At 65.3% G+C, this 23,548-nt stretch carries 25 protein-coding genes; 16 read left to right on the top strand and 9 right to left on the bottom strand.

Annotated elements, in window-relative coordinates; all coding sequences use genetic code 11:
• Window positions 1-8 precede the first annotated feature (8 nt).
• Genes ABD791_RS05140 through ABD791_RS05130 form a run of 3 tightly spaced genes read left to right on the top strand, consistent with a single transcriptional unit; the run spans window position 9 to window position 2,711 of the window.
• Window positions 9-512 carry a DUF6993 domain-containing protein gene (locus ABD791_RS05140; protein WP_345062943.1) on the top strand — a complete coding sequence of 168 codons (504 nt, stop codon included), beginning with the start codon at window positions 9-11 and terminating at the stop codon, window positions 510-512.
• 5 nt (window positions 513-517) lie between these two features.
• Entirely contained in the window at window positions 518-2,200 is a 1,683-nt protein-coding gene (gene ettA, locus ABD791_RS05135) for an energy-dependent translational throttle protein EttA (protein ID WP_345062941.1), read from the top strand.
• Between the two features lie 10 nt (window positions 2,201-2,210).
• A complete protein-coding gene (locus tag ABD791_RS05130) occupies window positions 2,211-2,711 on the top strand; it encodes an acyl-CoA thioesterase (RefSeq protein ID WP_345062938.1) in 501 nt (166 codons plus the stop codon).
• Between the two features lie 50 nt (window positions 2,712-2,761).
• On the opposite strand, the gene ABD791_RS05125 is transcribed toward ABD791_RS05130, so the two are convergent.
• Together ABD791_RS05125 and ABD791_RS05120 are read right to left on the bottom strand one after the other, a co-directional pair.
• On the bottom strand, window positions 2,762-3,265 hold the full coding sequence (locus ABD791_RS05125; protein ID WP_345062935.1) for a DUF2231 domain-containing protein: 504 nt from the start codon (window positions 3,263-3,265) through the stop codon (window positions 2,762-2,764).
• Window positions 3,266-3,270: 5 nt separating this feature from the next.
• Complete coding sequence (locus ABD791_RS05120; RefSeq protein ID WP_345062932.1) at window positions 3,271-3,747, bottom strand: QcrA and Rieske domain-containing protein; 477 nt, start codon at window positions 3,745-3,747, stop codon at window positions 3,271-3,273.
• A gap of 133 nt (window positions 3,748-3,880) precedes the next feature.
• Between ABD791_RS05120 and ABD791_RS05115 the strand changes: the two genes are divergently transcribed.
• From ABD791_RS05115 to ABD791_RS05105, 3 genes are all read left to right on the top strand, one after another.
• Window positions 3,881-4,390 carry a sigma-70 family RNA polymerase sigma factor gene (locus ABD791_RS05115; RefSeq protein WP_345062929.1) on the top strand — a complete coding sequence of 170 codons (510 nt, stop codon included), beginning with the start codon at window positions 3,881-3,883 and terminating at the stop codon, window positions 4,388-4,390.
• The gene (locus tag ABD791_RS05110) at window positions 4,387-5,163 is read left to right on the top strand and encodes an anti-sigma factor family protein (protein ID WP_345062926.1); all 777 of its coding nucleotides are present in this window, start codon (window positions 4,387-4,389) and stop codon (window positions 5,161-5,163) included. The genes ABD791_RS05115 and ABD791_RS05110 overlap by 4 nt, the downstream gene beginning before the upstream one ends.
• Window positions 5,164-5,267: 104 nt before the next feature.
• Window positions 5,268-5,615, top strand: coding sequence for a YciI family protein (locus ABD791_RS05105; protein WP_345062924.1), 348 nt, complete (start codon window positions 5,268-5,270; stop codon window positions 5,613-5,615).
• 43 nt (window positions 5,616-5,658) lie between these two features.
• Here the strand turns inward: ABD791_RS05105 and ABD791_RS05100 are convergent, their stop codons facing one another.
• Window positions 5,659-6,534 carry an acyl-CoA thioesterase gene (locus tag ABD791_RS05100; protein WP_345062920.1) on the bottom strand — a complete coding sequence of 292 codons (876 nt, stop codon included), beginning with the start codon at window positions 6,532-6,534 and terminating at the stop codon, window positions 5,659-5,661.
• Between the two features lie 68 nt (window positions 6,535-6,602).
• On the opposite strand from ABD791_RS05100, the gene ABD791_RS05095 reads away from it, so the two are divergent.
• Window positions 6,603-7,292, top strand: a complete 690-nt coding sequence (locus ABD791_RS05095) for a DUF8185 domain-containing protein (RefSeq protein WP_345062917.1) — start codon at window positions 6,603-6,605, stop codon at window positions 7,290-7,292.
• Between the two features lie 3 nt (window positions 7,293-7,295).
• Here ABD791_RS05095 and ABD791_RS05090 read toward each other — a convergent pair whose 3' ends face one another.
• Window positions 7,296-8,855 carry a PucR family transcriptional regulator gene (locus tag ABD791_RS05090; protein ID WP_345062914.1) on the bottom strand — a complete coding sequence of 520 codons (1,560 nt, stop codon included), beginning with the start codon at window positions 8,853-8,855 and terminating at the stop codon, window positions 7,296-7,298.
• A 165-nt stretch (window positions 8,856-9,020) separates the two neighbouring features.
• Here ABD791_RS05090 and gabT point away from each other — a divergent pair, with 165 nt between their 5' ends.
• The 7 genes from gabT to ABD791_RS05055 all read left to right on the top strand — a co-directional run bounded on the left by gabT (window position 9,021) and on the right by ABD791_RS05055 (window position 17,464).
• Window positions 9,021-10,394 (top strand): 4-aminobutyrate--2-oxoglutarate transaminase, encoded by a 1,374-nt coding sequence (gene gabT / locus ABD791_RS05085; RefSeq protein WP_345062911.1) that lies wholly within the window; start codon window positions 9,021-9,023, stop codon window positions 10,392-10,394.
• A complete protein-coding gene (locus ABD791_RS05080) occupies window positions 10,391-11,668 on the top strand; it encodes a Glu/Leu/Phe/Val family dehydrogenase (protein WP_345062908.1) in 1,278 nt (425 codons plus the stop codon). Before gabT ends, ABD791_RS05080 begins: the two co-directional genes overlap by 4 nt.
• 17 nt (window positions 11,669-11,685) lie before the next feature.
• Window positions 11,686-13,149: an NAD-dependent succinate-semialdehyde dehydrogenase gene (locus ABD791_RS05075; RefSeq protein WP_345062905.1), complete on the top strand. Its 1,464-nt coding sequence runs from the start codon at window positions 11,686-11,688 to the stop codon at window positions 13,147-13,149.
• 97 nt (window positions 13,150-13,246) lie between these two features.
• On the top strand, window positions 13,247-14,605 hold the full coding sequence (locus ABD791_RS05070; RefSeq protein WP_345062902.1) for a flavin monoamine oxidase family protein: 1,359 nt from the start codon (window positions 13,247-13,249) through the stop codon (window positions 14,603-14,605).
• Between the two features lie 5 nt (window positions 14,606-14,610).
• Complete coding sequence (locus tag ABD791_RS05065; RefSeq protein WP_345062900.1) at window positions 14,611-15,489, top strand: universal stress protein; 879 nt, start codon at window positions 14,611-14,613, stop codon at window positions 15,487-15,489.
• 7 nt (window positions 15,490-15,496) lie between these two features.
• On the top strand, window positions 15,497-17,071 hold the full coding sequence (locus ABD791_RS05060; RefSeq protein WP_425562219.1) for an APC family permease: 1,575 nt from the start codon (window positions 15,497-15,499) through the stop codon (window positions 17,069-17,071).
• Window positions 17,072-17,179: 108 nt separating this feature from the next.
• On the top strand, window positions 17,180-17,464 hold the full coding sequence (locus ABD791_RS05055; protein WP_345062897.1) for a hypothetical protein: 285 nt from the start codon (window positions 17,180-17,182) through the stop codon (window positions 17,462-17,464).
• A gap of 346 nt (window positions 17,465-17,810) precedes the next feature.
• Here ABD791_RS05055 and ABD791_RS05050 read toward each other — a convergent pair whose 3' ends face one another.
• On the bottom strand, window positions 17,811-19,481 hold the full coding sequence (locus tag ABD791_RS05050) for an FAD-binding dehydrogenase (RefSeq protein WP_345062894.1): 1,671 nt from the start codon (window positions 19,479-19,481) through the stop codon (window positions 17,811-17,813).
• A 292-nt stretch (window positions 19,482-19,773) separates the two neighbouring features.
• Here ABD791_RS05050 and ABD791_RS05045 point away from each other — a divergent pair, with 292 nt between their 5' ends.
• Window positions 19,774-20,574: a hypothetical protein gene (locus tag ABD791_RS05045; RefSeq protein WP_345062891.1), complete on the top strand. Its 801-nt coding sequence runs from the start codon at window positions 19,774-19,776 to the stop codon at window positions 20,572-20,574.
• Window positions 20,575-20,673: 99 nt separating this feature from the next.
• On the top strand, window positions 20,674-20,994 hold the full coding sequence (locus ABD791_RS05040; protein ID WP_345062888.1) for a hypothetical protein: 321 nt from the start codon (window positions 20,674-20,676) through the stop codon (window positions 20,992-20,994).
• On the opposite strand, the gene ABD791_RS05035 is transcribed toward ABD791_RS05040, so the two are convergent.
• The 4 genes from ABD791_RS05035 to ABD791_RS05020 are packed head-to-tail and all read right to left on the bottom strand — an operon-like array spanning window position 20,984 to window position 23,483.
• Entirely contained in the window at window positions 20,984-21,394 is a 411-nt protein-coding gene (locus ABD791_RS05035) for a VOC family protein (RefSeq protein ID WP_345062885.1), read from the bottom strand. The genes ABD791_RS05040 and ABD791_RS05035 overlap by 11 nt on opposite strands.
• A 25-nt stretch (window positions 21,395-21,419) precedes the next feature.
• Window positions 21,420-21,851 (bottom strand): helix-turn-helix transcriptional regulator, encoded by a 432-nt coding sequence (locus tag ABD791_RS05030; RefSeq protein WP_345062882.1) that lies wholly within the window; start codon window positions 21,849-21,851, stop codon window positions 21,420-21,422.
• 41 nt (window positions 21,852-21,892) lie between these two features.
• Window positions 21,893-22,327, bottom strand: coding sequence for a globin (locus tag ABD791_RS05025; protein ID WP_345062879.1), 435 nt, complete (start codon window positions 22,325-22,327; stop codon window positions 21,893-21,895).
• Window positions 22,317-23,483: a mechanosensitive ion channel family protein gene (locus tag ABD791_RS05020; protein WP_345062877.1), complete on the bottom strand. Its 1,167-nt coding sequence runs from the start codon at window positions 23,481-23,483 to the stop codon at window positions 22,317-22,319. The genes ABD791_RS05025 and ABD791_RS05020 overlap by 11 nt, the downstream gene beginning before the upstream one ends.
• Between the last annotated feature and the right edge of the window lie 65 nt (window positions 23,484-23,548).

The following is a 23,548-nucleotide window of genomic DNA, read 5'->3' as shown; positions in this document are numbered from 1 at the left end:
GACCACGGGTGTCAGAAATCGCGCGCGCGAAACGGCGGAAGTTCGGTGCAGCGGGGGCCGGCGTGCTCGCCGTGTCGCTGGTGATCATCGTGTCTGGCTGCAGCGCACTGTCGACAAAGACGGCACCGACCGCGAGTCATTCGGTGTCGCCGACCCCGACCGCGACTCCCACCGCAGTGCCGACTTTGGATCCCGCCGGGGATGCGAAAGCCAACCTCGCGTTCTTCGACCATGTGTCGATGGGAGTCCTCGCCGCGAACGCGGAAGCCGGTGGAGCTGACTTCATCAATGCCCTCAGCGCCAATGGTTTCGACAAGACGCAGATGCAGGTCACTTTCGATCGCACTGCCGTCGACCTCGCGGCCGACTCGATTCAATTCTCTGTGCGCATCAACGACCAATGCCTGATCGGACAGAATGGTCCGGCCACGCAGGGCTATCACAGCATGGTTGCACCGATTCTCGCCACCGGGATGTGTCTCGTGGGCACCACCCGCCAAATAGACTGGTAGACACTATGGCCGAATTTATTTACTCGATGGTCCGAGCGCGTAAAGCGGTTGGCGACAAGCTCATTCTCGACGACGTCACGATGTCGTTCTTCCCCGGCGCCAAGATCGGCGTGGTCGGGCCGAACGGTGCCGGAAAATCCACCATTCTCAAGATCATGGCCGGGCTCGACACCCCGAGCAACGGTGAAGCCAAGCTGTCACCTGGCTACACCGTCGGCATTCTGATGCAGGAGCCGGAGCTCGACGAGACCAAGACGGTGCTCGAAAACGTGCAAGAAGGCGTTGGCGAGATCAAGGCCAAGGTCGACCGCTTCAACGAGATCTCTCTTGCGATGGCCGAACCTGACGCCGACTTCGACTCGTTGTTGGCCGAAATGGGTGTCTTGCAGGAAGAGATCGATCACGCTGACGCGTGGGACCTCGACTCCCAGCTTGAGCAGGCAATGGACGCCCTGCGCACCCCGCCGGGAGACTCGCCGGTCGCCAATCTGTCCGGTGGTGAGAAGCGCCGCGTGGCGCTGACCAAGCTGCTGCTGCAGAAGCCCGACCTGCTGCTTCTCGACGAGCCCACTAACCACCTCGACGCTGAAAGCGTGCTCTGGCTTGAGCAGCACCTCGCCAAGTACCCGGGCGCCGTGCTCGCCGTCACCCACGACCGGTACTTCCTCGACCACGTCGCCGAGTGGATTGCCGAAGTCGACCGCGGTCACCTCTACCCGTACGAGGGCAACTACTCGACCTACCTCGAGAAGAAGCAGGAACGTCTGCAGGTTCAGGGTAAGAAAGACGCCAAGCTGTCGAAGCGACTGGCCGAAGAACTCGCCTGGGTGCGCTCCAACGCCAAGGGCCGTCAGGCCAAGTCGAAGGCTCGCCTCGCCCGCTACGAAGAGATGGTCACCGAAGCAGAGCGCACCAGAAAGCTCGACTTCGAAGAGATCGTGATTCCGGTCGGACCCCGCCTCGGCGCTCAGGTCATCGACGCGAAGAAGCTGCAGAAGGGTTTCGAGGGGCGCGTGCTCATCGACAACCTCAGCTTCACCCTTCCGCGCAACGGCATCGTCGGCGTCATCGGCCCGAACGGTGTGGGTAAGACCACCCTGTTCAAGACGATCGTCGGCCTCGAGCCGCTCGACGCCGGAGAGCTGAAGATCGGTGAAACGGTTGAGATCTCCTATGTCGACCAGAGCCGTGGCGGCATCGACCCGAACAAGTCGCTGTGGGAGGTCGTCTCCGACGGCCAGGACTACATCCAGGTCGGCAAGACTGAGATCCCATCGCGTGCCTACGTGTCGACCTTCGGGTTCAAGGGTCCTGACCAGCAGAAGAAGGCAGGTGTGCTCTCCGGTGGTGAGCGCAACCGTCTGAACCTGGCCCTGACGCTCAAGCAGGGCGGAAACCTCCTGCTGCTCGACGAACCGACTAACGACCTTGACGTCGAAACCCTCGGTTCTCTCGAGAACGCCCTTCTCGAGTACCCGGGTTGCGCTGTGGTGATCACTCACGACCGGTGGTTCCTCGACCGCATCGCCACCCACATCCTCTCCTATGAGGGAACCGAAGAAGACCCGGCGAACTGGTACTGGTTCGAGGGCAACTTCGAGTCCTACGAGGAGAACAAGATTGAGCGTCTCGGACCGGATGCCGCGAAGCCTCACCGCTCCGCGTACCGCAAGCTGACGCGCGACTAGTCTGCAACTGATGAAACTGCATGTGCCGATCCGGCTGCGTTGGTCTGACCTCGACGCCTACGGCCATGTGAATAACGCTGTGATGTTGCGCCTCCTGGAGGAGGCGCGCATCCAAGCGTTCTGGGCAACCGATGAGCCTGACGGAACCGTCTCCGCGGGCGGCGCGAGCACTGCGGTGCTCGACGGCCGCCCGGGGGCGGCGACGCTCACGCTGATCGCGCGCCAGGAGATCGAGTATCTGGCGCCGGTGCCCTACCTGCGCCAGCCGATCGACATCCAACTCTGGATCGGTAACCTCGGGGGTGCCAGCCTCGAGGTCTGCTACGAGGTCTGGGGTCCGGGCGGCGAGCAGCCGGCCGTGCTGTATGCCCGGGCCAGCACGACAATTGTGTTAGTTGATGCCGAGACCAACCATCCGCGCCGCATCAATGATGTTGAGCGATCTGCGTGGACGCCGTATCTAGACGAGACAGTGGTTTTCGCTCGCCGCCCGTCACGCTCGTCTGACTGACGAGTCGGACTGACGCCTCGGGCTGACGCTTCGTCCAGTCGTCCAGGTCGCTAGCGCAACGGAGTATCGCTAAACGAATTCTCCCAGATCGCTCGGCTCCCTGCCTCGCCAATGAGCACGGTCTGGTACGTGGCGTACCCACCGATGCCGATCGCGAGCACGGCGATCAGAATGGCGATAGCGCGCCGAGTGCCTGCGCGAGGTGCGCGCTGAGTGTCTCTCCGAGACAGAAAGAAGTACCAGAGCCAGGACGCGATTGCGAGAATCCCGAGAGCCAACGTCCACGGCCAGAGGCCGCGGGCGAGATTCGCGTGGGCGTCGATTCGGGGAGTGTCGGCGACCCGGTCTTTCAGCCATTGGCCGGCCTGAGCGGTAACCGGAACCACGGCGATCACGATGGCGCCGAGGATCGCCATGACGATCCCCAACCGGCGACGAGCGGCCGGCCACAGGGCGAAGAGAACCAGGCAGAGCGCGGTGGCGGGCACCAGGATGACCACGACGTGTACGAGCAGAACGTGAAGTGGGAGACCGTTCACCTGATAGATGTCCATGGCGGTCAGCCGGCTCGCACCGAGTCACCGTCGAGTGTCACCGCGATCTCCGGAAGCGGGGACGGCGCCGGACCGTCCAAGACCGCGCCCGTCGCCGCGTCGTACCGGGACCCGTGGCACGGGCAATCGAACTCAGTCTTCGCCGGCAGCACGACACAACCCTGATGGGTGCAGATCGCGCTGAAGGCGACGACGGTGCCGGCGACGGGCTGGGCCAGCAGAATCGGATCTCCGTCGAGGGTCGCAGAAATTGAGCCGCCTACGGGAATGTCCGACAGCAGCGCGACCTCCACCTGATTGCCGCCGGTCGGCCCTGACGTCGCGCCGCCCGCGTCTGGTGCGGAACCTGATGGCGTCGGATTGACCGGGCTGCCGTCAGAGGGCGCGGTGGGCGTTGGCGCGCACGCGGCGAGAAGGAGCGCGGTTCCGACGCCGCTGGCGACGATCGCGGTGCGGCGTGAGACATCCGGAAGGTGAGTCATGGTGCTCCTCATCAAGCTCTGCGAGTAGGTTGGCACTGCTTCTTTATGACAACGGGATGGATCGCTGTTTGGTTCAGTAAGAGTAACTGAACCGATCAGAGCGGCATCCCGTGTTAATTCTCGGAGGTGTGCAATGGTCGACGATCGGATCGAACTGTTGCGTGTGCTCCACGATGAGCACGCACCGGCGCTCTGGCGCTATGTCGTGAGGCTGACCCGGGACACCGCCTTCGCCGATGACGTCGTGCAAGAAACCCTGTTGCGTGCCTGGCGCCGACCGCAGGTGCTCGACCAATCCGAGACTTCGGCCCGCGCCTGGCTCTTCACCGTTGCCCGCAACCTCGTGATCGACGAGTGGCGTTCAGCCCGTGCGCAGCATGAAATACCCACCGATACCCTTCCCGAGCGGGAGAATCCTGACCGAACCGACGCCGTGTTCGACGCCTGGTTGGTGGCGGATGCCCTGGCCGGCTTGTCGGACGACCATCGCGCCGTCGTCATCTCTGCGTACTACCAGGGCCGTTCGGTGGCCGAGACGGCCGAGGCGCTCGACATTCCTTCGGGAACCGTCAAATCGCGCCTGCACTACGCGCTGCGGGCCATGCGCCTGGCGCTGCAAGAGCGGGGGGTGACGGCGCCATGACTCGAGAGTCCGACGAATTCGCGGATTGGGATGCGGCCTACCTGTTGGGCGCACTGGCGCCTGATGAACGCTGGGCCTATGAGCAGCACCTCGCCGACTGTGCGACGTGCGCCCGGTCGTTGGCCGAACTGGCGGGCGTGCCGCCGCTTCTGGCTCTGGTTCCCGCCGATCAGGTGCTGGCGACAGCCGTGTTTCCGACGGATGCGGCGCTGACGGATGCCGCCCCGACCGGCCCTGATCACGTCGCTGCTGACGCGTCGCCGGCGACCCGCGGCTGGCCGCGGCTTCGCGACGCCGCACGCGCGCAGCGCCGGCGCACGCGGCGGTATGTCACCGCAACCGTGCTTCTCGCTGCCGCGGCAGTGGTCGCGGTGGCACTCGTGCTGCCGGGTCTCCTTGCACCTGCCGAACAGTCGGCGCCCAGTGCCGCCCCACCGGTGACCCTGACACAGGTGCAACCGAGCCCGCTGTCTGCCGACGTTCGGCTGGTCTCCGAGCCGTGGGGAACCCGCATCGAATCGACCTGCAGCTACGCGGCCCCTGATCCCACGTCCGCGCCGGGCCGGAACTACGGATCGGGGGTACAGGGCTACGCCATGTACGTGACGGATCGGACTGGAGCGTCGAGCCTGGTGGCGAGTTGGGTAGCCGGTCCGGGGTCGACGGTCGAACCGGTGGGAACGACCCAGGTGGCCTCTGGCGACATCGCGAGTGTGGACATCCGTTCGGTGGCAACCGGTCACGTGCTTCTCTCTTCGCACCTCGGGCCGTGAGTTTCGCGTGAGATCTGGCGAGGGTGTCGATTTCTGTCGAAGCTGTTCGTAGAAAGAGTGAGAGGCCGGAATGGTCCGGCATGCAACCGAAGAAGGAGCAGCTCATGACTCAGTATCTACTCGCGATGTATCAGCCGGATGGCGTCGTTCCGCCCCCGGAGTATCTCGAAACGGTGATGGCACAGCTGGAGGCTCTGAACCAGGAGATCCGTGATGCCGGAGCCTGGGTGTTTACAGGGGGACTGCGCCCCGCCGGCGACGCCGCCGTTCTGCGCATGCAGGACGGGGAAGTCATGACCACCGATGGACCATACATCGAGGGCAAGGAGCACCTCGGCGGGTTCTGGATCGTCGACGTGCCCGATCGTGCCGCGGCCGTCGCCTGGGCCGATCGAGCGACGCGGGTGACAACGCTACCGACGGAGGTGTGGCCGTTCCAGACGATGGAGTGACGTGGGTTCGGGTGAACTCCTCCCGATGGCGCTGAGCCCGTCATTACTCCTGGTTGGTGGGAACCCGGATCATGGCTTCCTGCGCGACGCTGGCCAGAAGCAGGCCGTCGCGGCTGTAAATGCTGCCGGTCGACAGGCCGCGCCCGCCCTGGGCGGACGGGGAGTCCTGCACGAACAGCACCCATTCGTCGGCGCGGCCGAAACGGTGCCACCACATCGCATGGTCGAGGCTCGCCGCCTTGAGCCCGCGCGTGGCCCAGGCCACGCCGTGGCGGCGCAGGATCGGTTCGATGATCGAGTAGTCGCTGGCGTAGGCGAGGGCGGCGCGGTGAATGTTCGGGTCGTCGGGAAGGGCGTCGAAGGTCTTCATCCAGACGGCTTGACGCGCGGTGTGTTCGCCGTCGACCTTGAGATAGATCGGCGACGGCACGTGACGGATGTCGAAGGGGCGTTCGCTCGCCCAGTAGCGGGCGATCGAGTGGTCGACCTGACTCAGCGTTTCCGCTGCGGTCGGCAGCGACTCGGGGTCAGGCAGGTCAGCCGGCATCTCGAGGTGATGTTCGAGGCCTTCGTCGTCATCTTGGAACGAGGCGATCGCCGACAGGATCGGCAGCCCGTTCTGGTACGCCTGGGTGCGGCGGGTCGAGAAGGAGCGGCCGTCGTGAATTCGGTCGACCGAAAAGGTGATCGGGTGGTTGACGTCGCCCGGGCGCAGAAAGTAGCCGTGCATTGAATGCACGCTACGGTCGTCGGCCACCGTGCGCATGGCGGCAATCAGTGACTGGGCGAGAACCTGTCCGCCGAAAACGCGACCGAGCGGCATCCACTGTGAGGGGCCGGTGAAGATGTCTTCGTTGGTACGTGCACCCGTATCGGTCAGATCCAGGGCGGCCAGGAGACCCTCCATCGGCTTGTTCATGCTGCCTCCTCAGGCTCGCGGCGCGATTGCATCGTCAACCGCACGCCACCTTGGTAGTTTAGGAGGAGATGAGCCAATCATTCTCCCTCACAGACTCCCATTCCCTCGGCGACCTTCAGGTCTATCTGGCACGCGCTAGCCGGGTCGAGGACGGTTCGGTGCGCCTGATTTCGGCGGCCGGCGTTCTCGCCGTCTATACCGCGATCCTCTATCCGCGCGGGCTGCTCGACTCGAGCCCCACGGTGCTGGCGCTCCGCACTTTCGCGTTGAGCGAGCCGGTGGAGCTCGACGTCGTCGTGCCGATCCGCTCCCTGCTCGACCGGGTCGCCCGACTTCACACCGCGGCGAAAACCCGCGGCGACGAAGCCGACGCGCCGGTGAAGATCGCGGTACCGCTTCAGGTGAGCACGGTGACCTGGGCGGGAATCTCGCCGCCCAAGGGCGGGTGGCAGGCGCAGGGGCAGACGGATGCCGCGCGTCTGGAGTCCGCGGCCCGCGCCGGCATCGATGAGGTCGCCTCCGTCATCCCGACCGGCACCGGTGAGCAGATCGTGCAGCGCGTGCGCTCCGAGGTGTGGGGTCGACCGATCGACGGACTGGAACATATTCCGGCCGGAGCCGGTTTCGCGGCGTTCAGCCTCGGGTTTCTGGCCGGCGACGAACCGGTTCAGCTCTTTGAAACCGGCCCCTGGACCCGTCTGACGACGAGCCGCGGGCACATTCTCGTGCGTCGCAAGGCCTGGACCCTCAAGGGCTAAGAGCTAACCGGGCACCGATGCCGTCGCCAACAGCGCCGCCCAGACATCCGCTCGCGCGTGGAACGTGCCGAGATCGCGACCGAGGAGCGTCTCGGCGAGCTCGATCCGACTGCGCACGGTATGGCGGTGCACGCCCAGCACCCGGCCGGCGGCATCGAAGGCACCATTGTGTTGCAGCCAGACCTGCACGGTCTTGAGCAATTCTGACCCGTTCAGTTCGTCGTGGTTGATCAGGGGCAGAAGGGTCGCCCGTCCCACTTCGCGTGCATCGGTGCGGGCCAGGAAGGCGAGCACTCCCTGCCTTGAAATGTCGTCGAACTCCACCACGCCCGCCTCGCCCTCCTTCGACCGCTCGCAGGCTTGCTCCGCCTGGGCGAGCGCACGGGGGAGATCGCGGTAGTCGGTCTGATCCGAGAGCCCAGCGTGAAGTCCGAAGGTGCGACAGAGATCCTCGAGCAGAAGGCGCCCGGTGCGGTCGAGGATGAGCACCACGCGGTCGTTCTGGGTGGCGAAGAACAGTCGATCCGGCTGCTCCTCCACCCGCAACTCGAGAAACTCGATGATCGCATCGAGTCGTCCGGCCGGAGCATCGGTCACGACCAGTTGCACGGGAGCGGATGGCAGCGGTCCCCACATCTCGGTCGAGATGGTCTCGGCGAGGTCACGGCTTCCGCCGAGAAGTGCGTGCAGGAGGCCGGCCCGCAGGTGCCCGCGGGCGCCGGCCAGCGCATGGTTCTGTTCGAGGGCGAGGCCGGCGAGTGCGATCACCGAGGTGACGACATCCTGGCTCGCCGCATCAAGCTCACGCACGCCGCCGAGCGCGAGCACGCCACGCAGTTGGTCGCGCCGCCCGAGGGTCTGCAGGGTGAGCGTCTCGCCCCCGGCCAAGACCGTGGCGCTGGCGCGCTGACCGCGCCCGAGCAGCCGGCCGGCTTCGCGCTGCACCGTCTCGAAGGAGGTGCCGGGGAGGCCAGCCCCGGCGAAGGCATCGCGCGGAAAAACACGGTCCAGGGTGCCACTGGCATCGAACAGTGCCACCCAGTGGTGCAGCTGATGGGAGAGCTCGCTCAGCGTCGCACTCAACCCGTCTGGCCGAAGCGCCGCGAGTGAGATGGCCCGCTGAGCGCTGAGCGCCCAGGTGTGCCTGGCGTAGCGTTCCTCGGCAACCATGTCGGCTGCTGAGCGAACCACCGCGATGAACGGGGTGCGGTATGGCACCTCAAACAGGGGAAGGCCGTCGGCAAGGCAGGCATCGACGAGGCCGTCCGGCGTTCCGTCCCGAATGACCTCTGTTCCGAAGCCGAGTGCTGCAATGCCGCGCTGTCGCAGCCGTGCGACGTAGGCGGTGTACAGCTCGTCGCCGTGTGCCTCGGTGTCGAACTGCGTTCCGGTGGTCAGGAGCACCTGGCCGGGGGAGAGAAAGGGAGTGGGGTCACTGAGGTCGGAGCTGTGCACCCATTCGACGCTCTGTTCCAGCGCCCGCTCGGGCAGGGTCGTCGCGGGTGTGAGCAAGCGCAAGTCCAGGTCGGGCTGACTGAGCAGGTGACGAACAGTGGGGAGCACGAGGAATTCCTCCAGAAACGCGGCATTTGTACAGCGTGGCGAACAATGGTAGCCCTACTATACGACGCGGCAGCCGGGTTGAGCGTCGCTGCTCTCTAGCATTGCGGTATCGGCACCGTTGCCTTCCGGGCGACGGTGCACAGTGCTGTGAGAACTGGAGTAGCCATGACCATCGTCGATTCCCCCCGCCTCGATTCGTCCCTCGACATTCCGCTTGGCGGCCCGTCGCTGCCGCAGGAACGACGCTTGGTGACCGCCATTCCCGGCCCGAAGTCAATCGAGCGCATGAAGCGCAAAGCCGCTGCTGTGGCATCCGGTGTCGGAACCACTATCCCCGTCTTCACCGTCGCAGCCGGCGGCGGTGTGCTCGTCGACGTCGACGGCAACTCCCTCATCGACCTGGGTTCCGGCATCGCCGTGACGAGCGTCGGAAACAGCAACGCCCGCGTCGTTGCTGCCGTCACCGCCCAGCTCAACCAGTTCACCCACACCTGTTTCACCGTTGCTCCGTACGACTCCTACGTCGAGGTCGCCGAGGCGCTCAACCGCCTGACGCCGGGCGACCACGACAAGCGCAGCGCCCTGTTCAACTCGGGTGCCGAGGCCGTCGAGAACGCGGTCAAGATCGCGCGTCACTACACCGGTAAGCAGGCCGTCGTCGTGTTCGACCACGCCTACCACGGTCGCACCAACCTCACGATGGCCCTCACAGCCAAGAGCATGCCGTACAAGAGCGGCTTCGGCCCGTTCGCCCCCGAGGTCTACCGCGCCCCGATGTCCTACCCGTTCCACGACGGCCTCGACGGCGTGACCGCCGCCAAGAAGGCCATCTCGATGATCGAGAAGCAGATCGGTGCCGCCAACCTCGCCGCCGTCATGATCGAGCCGATTCAGGGTGAGGGTGGCTTCATCGTTCCCGCCGACGGCTTCCTGCCGACCCTGGTCGCCTGGGCCGCCGCGAACAACGTCGTCTTCATTGCCGACGAGGTGCAGACCGGTTTCGCTCGCACCGGCGACATGTTCGCCAGTGACCACGAGGGCATCGTTCCCGACGTCATCGTCACGGCCAAGGGCATCGCCGGCGGCCTTCCGCTGTCGGCCGTCACCGGCCGCGCCGAGATCATGGACTCCGCCCACGTCGGCGGCCTCGGCGGAACGTACGGCGGAAACCCGCTGGCCTGTGTGGCTGCTCTCGCCACGATCGAAAGCTACGAGCAGGACAACCTGGTGGAGCGCGCCAGGGAGATCGGCGCCATCCTGACCGGTCGTCTCAACGCACTGCGCGTCAACGACCCCCGCATCGGAGATGTGCGTGGGCGCGGCGCCCTGATCGCCATCGAATTGATCGACCCGGTCACCGGTGAGCCCGATGCCGCACTCACCAACCGCATCGCCGCCGAGTCCCACAAGCAGGGCGTCATCGTGCTCACCTGCGGCACCTACGGCAATGTCATCCGCTTCCTCCCGCCGCTGTCGATCACCGACGAGCTGCTCATCGAGGGCATCGGCGTCATTGCCGACGCGCTGGCGTCGGCATGAGCCTGATTCTGGCTGGCCAGGGCATCGCGCCGGCAGCCACCCCCCTCGACGACGCCCGGGTTCAGCTGGCCGAGGCCGTGGCCGTGCTCGGCTACGACGAAGGCATCTACCAGCTGCTCTCCACCCCGCGCCGCGAACTGACGGTGTCGGTGCCGCTGCGCATGGATGACGGCTCGAGCCGCCTCTACATCGGCCACCGGGTGCAGCACAACTTCTCCCGCGGCCCGGCCAAGGGCGGGCTGCGCTACAGCCCGGGCGTGAACCTCGACGAGGTGCGCGCCTTGGCGATGTGGATGACCTGGAAGTGCGCCCTGCTCGACGTGCCATACGGCGGCGCCAAGGGCGGCATCAACATCGACCCACGCCAGCACTCGAAGGCAGAACTCGAGCGGGTGACGCGTCGCTACACCAGCGAGATCCTGCCGATCATCGGCCCGGAGCGCGATATCCCGGCCCCCGACATCGGCACCGACGAGCAGACGATGGCCTGGATCATGGACACCTACTCGGTGAACAAGGGCTACACGGTTCCCGGGATCGTCACCGGAAAGCCGATCAGTCTCGGCGGGTCGCACGGTCGTGCCAGCGCCACCTCGCGCGGCGTCACCCACATCGCTCTGGCCGCTCTCGCCCACCGCGGTATCCGTGTTGACGGTGCGTCAGCGGCGGTGCAGGGCTTCGGCAAGGTCGGTCACGACGCCGCGCTCTTCCTGGCGGAGGCCGGGGTGCGGGTTGTCGGCATCAGCGACCAGTACGGCGCCATCTACAACGAGCGCGGCCTCGACGTGCCGGCGCTCAGCGCGTTCCTGCGCGAAACAGGTTCGGTTGTCGGATTCCCCGGCTCCGAGGTCATCGACGGCACCGCCTTGCTTGAACTGCCCGTCGACCTGCTGGTGCCCGCCGCCGTCGAAGGCGTGCTGCACGAAGGCAACGCCTCCCGAGTGCAGGCGAAGGTCATCGTCGAAGGCGCCAACGGCCCGACCTCCCCGGTCGCCGACCGCATCTTCGAGGCCAACGGTATTCTGGTGGTCCCCGATATTCTCGCCAACGCCGGCGGCGTCATTGTGTCCTACTTCGAGTGGGTGCAGGCCAACCAGGCCTATTGGTGGAACGCCGAAGAAGTCGAAGACAAACTGGCCGAGCGGATGCTCGCAGCCTGGCGTCAGGTCGTCGACTATGCGGCCAAGCGCGAGCTCACGCTGCGCGCCGCCGCCACCATCCTCGCCGTCGAACGCGTCGCCGAGGCCCACCTCATTCGCGGACTCTACCCGTGAGCAAAGGAGCACCACCCGTGTCTGAGAAAGAAACTGCCCTGCTCGCCAAGGTTCCGACTGGTCTATTCATCGGAGGAGAATGGCGTCCGAGCAGCTCAGGTAAGACGTTGACTGTCTCCGACCCGGCAACCGGCCTCGACCTGCTCAGCATCGCCGACGCGACCGTCGAAGACGGTGCAGCGGCGCTCGACGCGGCTGTCGCCGCTCAGGATTCCTGGGCCGCGACGGCCCCCCGCCAGCGTGGCGAACTGCTGCGCCGCGCGTTCGACCTGCTGCAGGAGCGCAAAGAAGAGTTCGCACTGCTGATGACCATCGAAATGGGCAAGCCCTATGCGGAAGCCCTCGGCGAGGTCGGCTACGGCGGAGAGTTCCTGCGCTGGTTCAGCGAAGAAGCGGTGCGCATCAGCGGCCGCTACGGGATGAATCCAGAAGGCACCGGCCACATGATCGTGACGCAGCGCCCGGTTGGTCCGTGCTTCCTGATCACGCCCTGGAACTTTCCGCTTGCCATGGCCACGCGCAAGATCGCGCCGGCGCTGGCCGCCGGGTGCACCGTCGTCGTCAAGCCCGCCGAGCTCACGCCACTCACGACGCTGTACTTCGTCAAACTGCTCGAAGAGGTCGGCCTGCCCGCCGGCGTCGTCAACGTCATCACCACGTCGACGTCGTCAGCGGTTTCGGCACCGATCATCGGAGACCCGCGCCTCCGCAAACTGAGCTTCACCGGCTCCACCCCGGTCGGTCAGCGTCTGCTCGCGCAGGCCGCACAGGGTGTTTTGCGCACGAGCATGGAACTGGGCGGCAACGCCCCGTTCGTCGTGTTCGAAGACGCCGACCTCGACAAGGCGGTACACGGCGCGATGCTGGCGAAGTTCCGCAACGTCGGCCAGGCCTGTACAGCGGCGAACCGCTTCATCGTGCACGAGTCGATTGCCGCCGAGTTCGGTCGTCGCCTCACCGAGCGTGTCGCCGCATTGAAAATCGGGCGTGGCACCGAAGACGGCGTCACGATCGGCCCACTCGTCAACGACGCAGCGGTCGATTCGACAGACGCAATGGTTCAGGACGCCCTCGGCCGCGGAGCCACACTCCTGATCGGTGGCGCTCGTCCCGACGGCCCCGGCTCGTTCTACCCGCCGACGGTGCTCACCGATGTGCCGGCCGACAGCCGACTGTTGAAGGAAGAGATCTTCGGACCCCTCGTCGGCATCACCACCTTCAGCGACGAAGACGAAGCGGTTCGCCTGGCGAACTCCACCGAGTACGGCCTGATCGGCTACGTGTTCACCACCGACCACGCCCGCGGGCAGCGGATGATCGACAAGCTCGACACCGGAATGATGGGCCTGAACACCGGCCTGGTTTCGAACGCGGCGGCACCGTTCGGCGGTGTCAAGCAGTCGGGCCTTGGTCGCGAAGGCGGTCTCGAGGGAATCCACGAGTACCTCTCCACGAAATACACGCTGAGCCCGCTCTCCTAATCACCGCAGTCAGGCTGTCCGGAGATCGGGCAGCCTGGCTGTTTTGCTATCTTTTCTTCTTCACCACCCTCTTAATGCAGCACCACAGGAGTACACCATGACCACGATTGACCGTGACGTCATCATCATCGGCGCCGGGGCATCCGGCCTCACCGCCGCCACCGAGCTGAAGAAGGCCGGCCTCACCGTTGCCGTGCTGGAAGCTCGTGACCGTGTCGGCGGCCGTCTCTGGACCGACGACATCGACGGTGCCATGCTCGAAATCGGTGGCCAGTGGGTCTCGCCAGACCAGGATGCCCTCAAGGAGACCCTGGCCGAACTGGGCCTGAAAACCTACGACCGGTACCGCGAGGGCGAGAACGTCTACATCAACGCAACCGGCGAGCTCAGCCGCTTCGAAGGCGACATCTTCCCGGTTCCGGCGCAGACCGAACACGAGATCGTCTCGCTGATCGAGAAGCTCGACGCGCTCGTCGCCGAGATCGACCCTGACCGCCCGTGGGGACACCCGCGTGCGAAGGAACTCGATGAGATCTCCTTCAGCCGCTGGCTCGAGACCCAGACCGACGACGCCGAAGCCATCGAAAACATCGGCATGTTCATCGCCGGAGCAATGCTCACCAAGCCGGCCCACGCCTTCTCGGCACTGCAGGCTCTGCTGATGGCCGCCAGCGCCGGCAGCTTCAGCAACCTCGTTGACGCCGACTTCATTCTCGACGCGCGCGTTGTCGGTGGCCTGCAGCAGGTGCCGATTCTGCTCGCCGAGCGCCTTGGTGACGACGTGCACCTCGGCCAGCCGGTGCGCACCGTGCGCTGGAGCGACGCCGGTGTCACCGCGGTAACCGACGAACTGACGGTGAACGCGCGCCGCGTGATCATCGCTGTTCCGCCGATTCTGATCAGCCGCATTTCGTTCGAGCCCCCGTTGCCGCGCCGCCAGCAGCAGCTGCACCAGCACCTGTCGATGGGCTTCGTGATCAAGGTTCACGCCGTCTACGAAACGCCGTTCTGGCGCGAAGACGGCCTGTCCGGCACCGCGTTCAGCCCCTACGAGCTCGTGCACGAGGCCTACGACAACACGAACTTCGAAGACCCGCGTGGCACGCTCGTCGGCTTCGTCTCCGATGAGCACGCCGACGGTGTCTTCACCCTGACGGCCGAGGAGCGCAAGACCCGCATCCTCACCTCGCTCTCGCACTACTACGGCGACAAGGCACTCAGCCCGGTCGTCTACTACGAAAGCGACTGGGGCAGCGAAGAATGGACCCGCGGCGCCTACGCGGCCAGCTTCGACATGGGTGGGCTCGCCCGCTACGGCGCTGACCTGCGCACGCCGGTCGGCCCGATCTCCTTCTCCTGCAGCGACATGGCCGGCAAGGGCTACCAGCACGTCGACGGCGCCATCCGCGTCGGACGCGAGACCGCCGCAGCCATCATCACCGACCTGAAGGCATAACTCCGATGCGAATTCTGGTCGGATACACCGCGACCGACGCCGGGGCGGACGCGCTTGCGCTCGGGGTTCGCCTGGCCAGATCTGGCGGCGCCTCGCTCGACGTCGTCATCGTCTTGAACAGTGAGGAACGAGCGACGCTCGTTCCCACCGATCCGGGCTACGAGCACTACCTCTCGAAGACGGCAGCACAGTGGCTGCGCGAGGCTGCGGCATCGGTTCCGGCTGATGTCGCTGCCCAGACGCACATCGTGTACGCCGAGTCATTCGCGCAGGGACTCCTCGACGCTGCGCGTGACGACCAGGCAGACATGATCGTCGTCGGAGCGGCCCGCAATGGGCTTCTCGGTCGTTTCACCGTCGGCAGCGTCGCCAGCGCGCTGCTCCACGCCTCCCACGTGCCGGTCGCGCTGGCGCCAGAGGGCACGCGCGAGCTCGACGTTGACAAGGGCGTGAGCAGGGTGACCTGCGCCGTCGGCACGAAAATCGGCGCAGAGGTGCTGATGAACACGGCAATCGCCGTCGCACGCACCACGGATGCGCCCCTCCGGCTGGTCTCGCTCGTCGCGCTCGATCTGCCCGGCGGCCTCGACGACCCGCTCGTCTCACGGCACAGCGCTCTGCACGCTCGGGAGGTGCTCGACTATGCCAGCGCACACCTGCCCGACGAGGTCGAGGTCAGTGCCGGCGTCGCATCCGGTGACAGTATCGAAGAGGCCGTACGCACCCTGCACTGGGATCCGGCCGAAATTGTGCTCGTCGGTTCGAGCCGTCTGGCCAAACCCAACCATCTTTTCCTCGGTTCCATCGCTGCAAAAATGCTGCGTGAGCTGCCGGTACCCATGATCGTGGTGCCGCGAGATTCCACCGTTACGGTGGGGAAGTAGACACGAAGTGACAGTACAAGACAGCGCCATCGAAGCCGCTGAACCCGCAGCATCCACCGACGACACGAAGACCGGGCTCTCCTCAAAAGGGTTGAGCGCCGGCTCCGTCGGACTCGTCGGTGCCATCGTGATCGGAGTCTCGTGCATCGCCCCGGCGTACACGCTGACCGGAGCGCTCGGTCCGACGGTCGCCGAGGTCGGCGTTCATCTGCCGGCGATCTTCTTGATCGGATTCATCCCGATGCTGCTCGTCGCGTTCGGCTACCGCGAGCTCAACCGGGCAATGCCAGACAGCGGCACCTCGTTCACCTGGGCGAGCCGTGCGTTCGGGCCCTGGATCGGCTGGATGGCCGGTTGGGGGCTCATTGCGGCGACGATTGTGGTGCTGTCGAATCTGGCGGGTATCGCGGTCGATTTCTTCTTCTTGATGCTGTCGCAGATTTTCGGCAACAACCCCGAGATCGCGGCGATGGCCGGCAATCCGCTCATCAACGTCGCCACCTGTTTGGTCTTCATCGGCGCCGCGACCTGGGTCTCCTATCGCGATATGCAGACCACTCAAAAGCTGCAGTACTGGCTCGTCGGATTCCAGATTCTCGTGATGATCGGCTTCGGCATCGCGGCATTCGTGCACGTCGGCAACGGCACCGCCTTCGATGCCACTCCGGTCACGCTGGAGTGGTTCAACCCATTCGCTGTCACCTCGTTCTCCGCCGTCGTCGCCGGGTTGTCGCTCTCGCTCTTCATCTTCTGGGGCTGGGATGTCACGCTCACGATGTCAGAGGAGACCAAGGGTTCGAGCTCAACTCCCGGCAAGGCAGCCACTATCACTGTCACCCTGGTCGTCGCGCTCTACCTCTTCGTGGCGATGGGTTTGATTGCCTTCGCCGGAACGGGCAGCGCAGGCGTCGGACTCGGCAACCCCGACATCCAGAGCAACACCTTCTTCGCCTTGGCCGGTCCGGTGCTCGGACCGCTCGCCATTCTCGTGTCGATCGCGGTGCTCTCCAGTTCCGCTGCGTCACTGCAGTCGACGTTCGTCTCGCCCGCGCGTACCCTGCTCGCCATGGGCCACTATGGCGCCCTGCCGCAGAAGTTCGCGAAGGTCAGCCCACGCTTCTTCACCCCCGGCTACGCCACCATCGTCTCGGCGGTCGTTGCAGCGGTGTTCTACACGGTGATGCGTTTCATCAGCGAAGATGTGCTCTGGGATACGATCACGACGCTCGGCATGATGATCTGCTTCTACTACGGGCTCACGGCGTTCGCCTGCGTCTGGTACTTCCGCAAGCAGTGGTTCGACTCGGTGCGCAACGTCTTCTTCACCTTCCTGTTTCCGCTGGTCGGTGGCGTGATCCTCGGCATCCTGTTCTTCACCACGTTGATCGACAGCATGGACCCGGGTTACGGCAGCGGGTCGAACGTGTTCGGAATCGGCCTGGTCTTCGTGCTCGGCATGGTCATCCTGGTCGCCGGCGCTGTCATCATGCTGGTGCAGGCCAAGTTGCGCCCGGCATTCTTCCGGGGCGAGACGCTGAGCACGAATGCCCCGGCGAGCATCGGGCGTCGGCGCCGCCGGTAGCAGATTCGGCCGCCGCCCTCGTCTTCGTCGGGCGCGGCGGCGGTCGATGCACGGGGATATGCTGGCGCCAGGTCGGCCACGAGTCGCGCCGACAGAAGCGAGGAACCCATGTTTACCGTGCGAGTTGAGCATGTCGTCGACAGCTACGACGCGTGGAAGAGCATGTTCGACGCCGATCCGCTTGACCGACGAGGGTCTGGCGCGAAGTCCTACCGGGTCATGCGGCCGGTCGATGACAAGGGTGCAGTCATGATCGACCTAGACTTCGACACCCGCGCTCAGGCGGATGCCATGGTGGCGGCATTGCACCGTCTCTGGGAGGGGCCGGCCGCCGAGATGCTGGTTGATCCGAAGGCGCAGGTCGCTGAAATCGTGGAGGCGGCGGTCGTCTGATCTCGTCGATCGAATATCACCATTTCGGTGGTCGAGGAGGCCGCCCGCGGCAGTCTCGAGACCCCGTGAGCCATGTTTGAACTCAACCCGAGTTCAAGGATTGGCTCGCGCGATCTCGAGCTTCCGGGCCTCTGCGCGGCATGGTGGTGGACGAATATCACCATTCCGGTGGTCGAGGAGCGAGCGCCAGCGAGTGTCTCGAGACCTCGCGAGCCGATGTTCGAACTCAACCCGAGTTCAAGGATTGGCTCGCGAGATCTCGAGACGCGTGCTCGCAAGCTCGCGCGCTCCTCGATCAACGGAATGGTCACGCGATCGTGCCGGCCGCTCCATACAGCGCCGCTCCTCAGAGCGCCGCAGCGACCGCCCGCCCAGCCACCCGACCCGAGAAGAGACATCCGCCGAGGAAGGTGCCCTCGAGCGAGCGGTAGCCGTGCACGCCGCCGCCGCCGAACCCGCTTGCCTCGCCAGCCGCATAGAGCCCAGGCACTGGTTGTCCGTCGGATCCCAGCGCGCGCGCTGACAGATCGGTTTCGATGCCGCCCAGGCTCTTGCGCGTGAGAATGTGCAGTTTCACGGCGATCAGCGGTCCGGCCGCCGGGTCGAGCAGCTTGTGAGGACTGGCCACCCGAATCAGCTTGTCGCCGCGGTAGTGGCGAGCCTGCCGGATCGCGTTGATCTGGGCATCCTTCGAAAAGTCGTTGTCGACCTCTCTGTCGCGCGCGGTGATCTCGCGTTCGATCCGCTCGACGTCGAGCGCGACCTCCGGCGAGAGTTCCTGCATTCCGGCCAGCAGTTCTGGCAGCGTGTTCGCGACGACGAAATCGACGCCCTTCTCCTTGAACGCCTCGACCGGGCCGGGCGCCCCTGGGGTGACGCGCTTGGCCAAGAGTTTGAGATCTTTGCCGGTCAGGTCGGGGTTCTGCTCGCTGCCTGAGAGGGCGAACTCTTTCTCAATGATCTTCTGAGTGAGCACGAACCAGCTGTGCTCGTAGCCGGTCTGCAGAATGTGCTCGAGTGTACCGAGCGTGTCAAAGCCCGGAAACAGCGGGCCGGGCAGTCGTTTACCCGTCGCGTCGAGCCACAGCGATGACGGACCAGGAAGAATCCGGATGCCGTGGGCCGCCCAGACCGGATTCCAGTTGGTGATTCCCTCGGTGTAGTGCCACATCCGGTCGCCGTTGATCAGGCGGGCGCCGGCCTTCTCGGCGACGCCGAGCATGAGGCCGTCGACGTGTGCGGGAACGCCGGAGAGCAGGCTGGCCGGGGGAGTGCCCATCCGCTTCGGCCATTGCTCGCGCACCAGGTCGTGGTTGCCGCCGATTCCGCCGCTCGTGACGATCACGGCAGGGGCGCGCAGCTCGAAATCGCCGACCACATCCCGTGAACTGGCCTCGCCGCGGGCGGCGTTCGACTCGGCGAGTCGGCTCCCTCGCACACCGACGACGGCACCACCTCCCGCACTGTCGACAATGAGCTCCTCAACGCGGTGGCGGTGGAGTGCGGTGACCAGGCCGGCCTGCACACCCTCACGCACCCGGTTGATGAACGGTTCGAGCACGCCGGGGCCGGTGCCCCAGGTGATGTGGAATCGGGGCACCGAGTTGCCGTGTTCCAGGGCGGTGTAGCCGCCGCGCTCGGCCCAGCCGACGACGGGAAAGAAGCGCACGCCCTTCTCGTGCAGCCAGGCGCGTTTCTCGCCGGCGGCGAAGTCGAGGTAGGCCTCGGCCCAGCGCTTCGGCCAGGCGTCTTCTTCGCGGTCGAAACCCGCGCTCCCGTGCCAATCCTGGCTGGCGAGCTCGAGCGAGTCCTTGACCCCCATCCGGCGTTGTTCGGGGGAGTCGATCAAGAAGAGTCCACCGAATGACCACCAGGCCTGGCCGCCCAATGAGGCGGCGGGTTCCTGATCGACAAGCAGCACGCGTTTGCCGGCATCCACCAGCTCGGCCGTGGCGACGAGCCCGGCCAGGCCGGCTCCCACAACGATGACATCGGCTTCGGTGGGTGGGTACGACATGCGTGTCTCCTTCGTCACAATGTCTGCCGATTCTAAGGGGAGAGTCTCGCTGCGACGGGGAGAACAGCGCGGGTGTTCGAACCACCCAGAGCGGTCTCGCCCCCACCCATTCGACGGAGAATTTTCCCGTCGCGAGCGTATCCAGCCCAATATGGCCTGTTTGGCGATCAATCTCCGTCGAATGGGTGGGTTTCGATACTCGCTGCGGGACTCCTCCGCGACAGAGTTACGATTCAGAATCGCGCGGTCGAAAAGGTGGACACCGCCCGCTCTTCAGCCCAGACTGACTGAAATGAGCGTCCACATGCGAAACCTGGGTCTTCCCGTTCTCCTGGCTGCGTGCGTGGCAGTTGGTGTCACGGGATGCGCCGGGCCGACCGGTGGCACGCCAGGCCCGATTCTGCCCAGCGCGACCGGCGCTACGGTGATGCCGAGCGCCGGACCGACGGATGCGACGACCTCTCCCTCGACTCCGACTCCGACGTCGACGACTGCAACGGGATGCGCGCCGAACGGTGCGAGCATCCCGGCCGGCGCGGACACCGCGACGATTGAAGACGTCGACGGCGACGGCAAACCAGACGTCGAGTACTACTCGGAGTCGCCGACGTTTGAGTACGGCATCCAGACGGCCTCCGGCGCGACGATCTCGCTGGCCGATGACCTCGCCGGGCCCGGTCGGCACGGCGGCTGGTCGGCACTACTCGAAAACGAGACAGTGATCACCGTGCTGGACGATGGGCGCACCGCCACGCTTCACGCGTTCGTTGACTGCGGTTTCGTCACCACGAAGGGAGTCGACGGCAACCCGTACCGCTTTCTGCTCAACGGATTCGGCGAGACCGGCACTGGCGTGGAATGCAGCGACGGCAACGGCGGGCGCCAGCTGATCGGCGTGCTCGCGGCGCGTGACTCCAGCGGCAACTACGGCATCGTGAACACCGTCGTGACGGTGTCCGGTGACGGACTCCTGGCGACCAACGGCACGTCATCGACAGTGGCAACCGGATTGCCAGAGTCCGATCCCCAGGTTGTGGCGGCGATGGGCTCCAGCTGCGGCGACATCCCCAAAGTTCAGACGAGCGGAATGTAGATCGCGATGCGTCGGGGAGTAATCGCGGCAGGCGCGGTCGTGGTCCTGGCCTGGGCTGGCCTCGGGCTCACAGGCTGCTCGATCTCCCCGAGAAGCTGCATGCCGGCGGAGCTTACGGCGTCTCCCCACGACGTGGAGCGGGGCGGAGTCGTCACACTGTCGAGTCCGAAATCCCGTTGCGATGTGCACTACGAGGTGGGAAAGACCTACTCGGTCAGCATCATGGCGAAGGATGTCCAGTCGCCGGCCGTTGACGTTTCGGTCGCGACCGACGGATCATTCAGTGAACAGATTGCTGTCCCGTCAGATTTTCCGATCGGAACTGCGTACATCATCGTGACCGGAAGCCCGGCCGATCACTGTGATGACGGCGGGGGATCGTGTGCGGGATATGCCGCGGAGGTCACCGTCACTGAGTAGCGGCCTGCGAGATGCGCACAACGTTGCCAGACGGGTCACGGAAAGCACAGTCGCGCGGTCCCCAGGGCTGGTCGATGGGCTCCTGCAGCACTTCGGCGCCCGACGCGCGTACCTTCTCGAAGGTGGCGTCGAGGTCATCGGTGCGAAAGACGAGCATCGGCAGAACGCCCTTGGTCAGCAGTTCCTGCATGGCGTCGCCGTCGGCTTGTGAGCGGCCGGCGTGAGGGTCGGAGATCACGATTTCGACCTCCGGCTGGGCGTCGCTACCGAGCGTCACCCAGCGGTGACCGCCGGATGCGACGTCATTGCGCACCTCAAGTCCGAGCGCGTCGCGATAGAACGGCAGCGCCTCGTCTGGATCGTTGACGGTGATGTTGGTGTAGTGAAGTGAGATTGACATGAAACCCACTCTAGAATCGCCGAAGTCAGACCGCTTCTTGAATCCTGCTCGGTCTGGTTTTCATCGGAACCGGCCGGGTGCGCACCTGCGCGACGCAGGACGGCATCGCCGCGACGGCCTCGTGCTCCCTGGCCCGGTACGCGCTCGGTGACTCGCCGACGAGTTCGCTGAAGCGCGAGCTGAACGAGCCCAACGATGTACAGCCGACAGCCATACAGGCGTCGGTCACGCTGGCTCCCGCGCGCAGCAGTGCCATAGCGCGTTCGATCCGGCGGGTCATCACGTAGGCATACGGCGTCTCGCCATAGGCAGCCCGAAACTGGCGGGAGAAATGTGCGGGAGACATCAGCGCATGAGCGGCGAGTGACGGTACGTCGAGGGGGAGTGCATAGTCCCGGTCGATCAGATCGCGTGCCCGACGCAGATGCGCGAGGTTCTCGAGCTCATACGGTGTCATGCTTTGAGGCTAGCACCGGGCATCCCGAGCTGCGCTGGCGCCTACGCGTCGAACGTGTTGACCATGGCGTGCGCGGCGCGGTCGAGGTAGTCCCAGAGCACTTCGCGGTGCAGCGGGGAGATCTCCATGGTGTCGAGCGCATCGCTCATGTGCCCGAGCCAGCGATCGCGGGCATCCGGGTTCACCTTGAACGGTTGGTGGCGCATCCGCAGACGGGGGTGGCCGCGCTGCTCACTGTAGGTGCCTGGTCCGCCCCAGTACTGCTCGAGGAACATTGTGAATCGCTCAATGGCCCCGGCGAGGTCCTCTTCGGGATACATCGGCTTGAGTACCGGGTCACCGGCGACACCGCGGTAGAACTCGGTGACGAGTGCCGAGAAGAACTCACGGCCGCCGACCTGCTCGTAGAACGACGGCCCGATGGCGGCGCCGTTTTCTCCGTCGCGGAGGTGCACACCGGTGGGGTCAGGCTTCATGAGGATTCTCCGGTGTGGTGTTTTTGGTCGTGGGGCGCACGCGGGGCATGGATGCAGGGTGCGCGGTCGTCGGGGTCGAGTTGGCCGGGGTCGAGTTGGCCGGGGTCGAGCTGTCGGCGCTCGACGTGGCGGTGGCTGCGAGGGCTGCCGACGCGGAGCGCTTCGACTTGCGCAACGGTTTGACGAGCTCGGGAACGATCGGCATCGGTCGGGTGCGCGGCGGGCGTGCACCGGTAATGCTGTCGGCGCCATCGAAACCGGTCAGCACGACGCTGGTGAGCGACGGAAGCTTGACGCCCATGTCGTCGAGAGCCCTCTTCAGCCGCAGACGCAGCTCGCGGGACACGTCATCCTTGGTCGACGTACGCGTCTTCACCACGAGACGGATGACGAGCGCATCGTCAGAGATCGACTCGAGTCCCCAGACCTCGGGCTTTTCAAGAATGCGCGAACGCCACTTTCCGTTCGAGGCCATGTCGGTGGCAACGCGCAGCACTTCGGTCTGCACTGCGTCCACATCCGTATCGTATGGCACGGCGAGATCGATGATCGCGCGGGCCCAGCCCTGTGACATGTTTCCGACGCGCAGAATCTCGCCGTTGCGCACAAACCACAGGATGCCGTTCACGTCACGCACCTGAGTGATGCGGATGCCGACAGCCTCGACCATTCCGGTCGCGGGGCCCACATCGACGACGTCGCCGACTCCGAGCTGGTCTTCCATCACCATGAACAGGCCGTTGAGCGTGTCCTTCACAATGTTCTGGGCGCCGAAACCGAGACCGGCACCGATGGCGGCGGTGAGCAGCGCAAAGGAGCCGAGGATTGTGGAATCGAGCTTGTTCACAACGAGCAGTACCGTCACGACCAGAATGACGACGTTGACGACGTTGGTCAGGACCGAGCCCAGGGTGCGGGTGCGCTGCACCAGCCGCACTGCGGCGACCGGAGAGACGATCAGCGCCTGCGTGTCGACGGCGTTCTGCTTCTTTTTCGCCCCGGTGACGATCTGTTGCACAACGCGATCAATGACGAAGTGCAAAACCCAGCGAATGAGAAAAGCGATGGCAACGATGATGACGATGGCGACAAGATTGCCGAAGAACGGGACCTTGAAGAAGTCGTCGACCGAGGCCCAGAAAGAGTCAAGATTCATATTCGGACCAGTCTACCGAGGGCCACCTCGGCAAACCCTGAGGCTCGCGCCCGCCCCCCGCGGCA

This window comes from Glaciibacter kafniensis (assembly GCF_039538945.1).
GTDB lineage: Bacteria > Actinomycetota > Actinomycetes > Actinomycetales > Microbacteriaceae > Cryobacterium > Cryobacterium kafniensis.
This window is presented reverse-complemented; position numbering and strand designations above follow the sequence as displayed.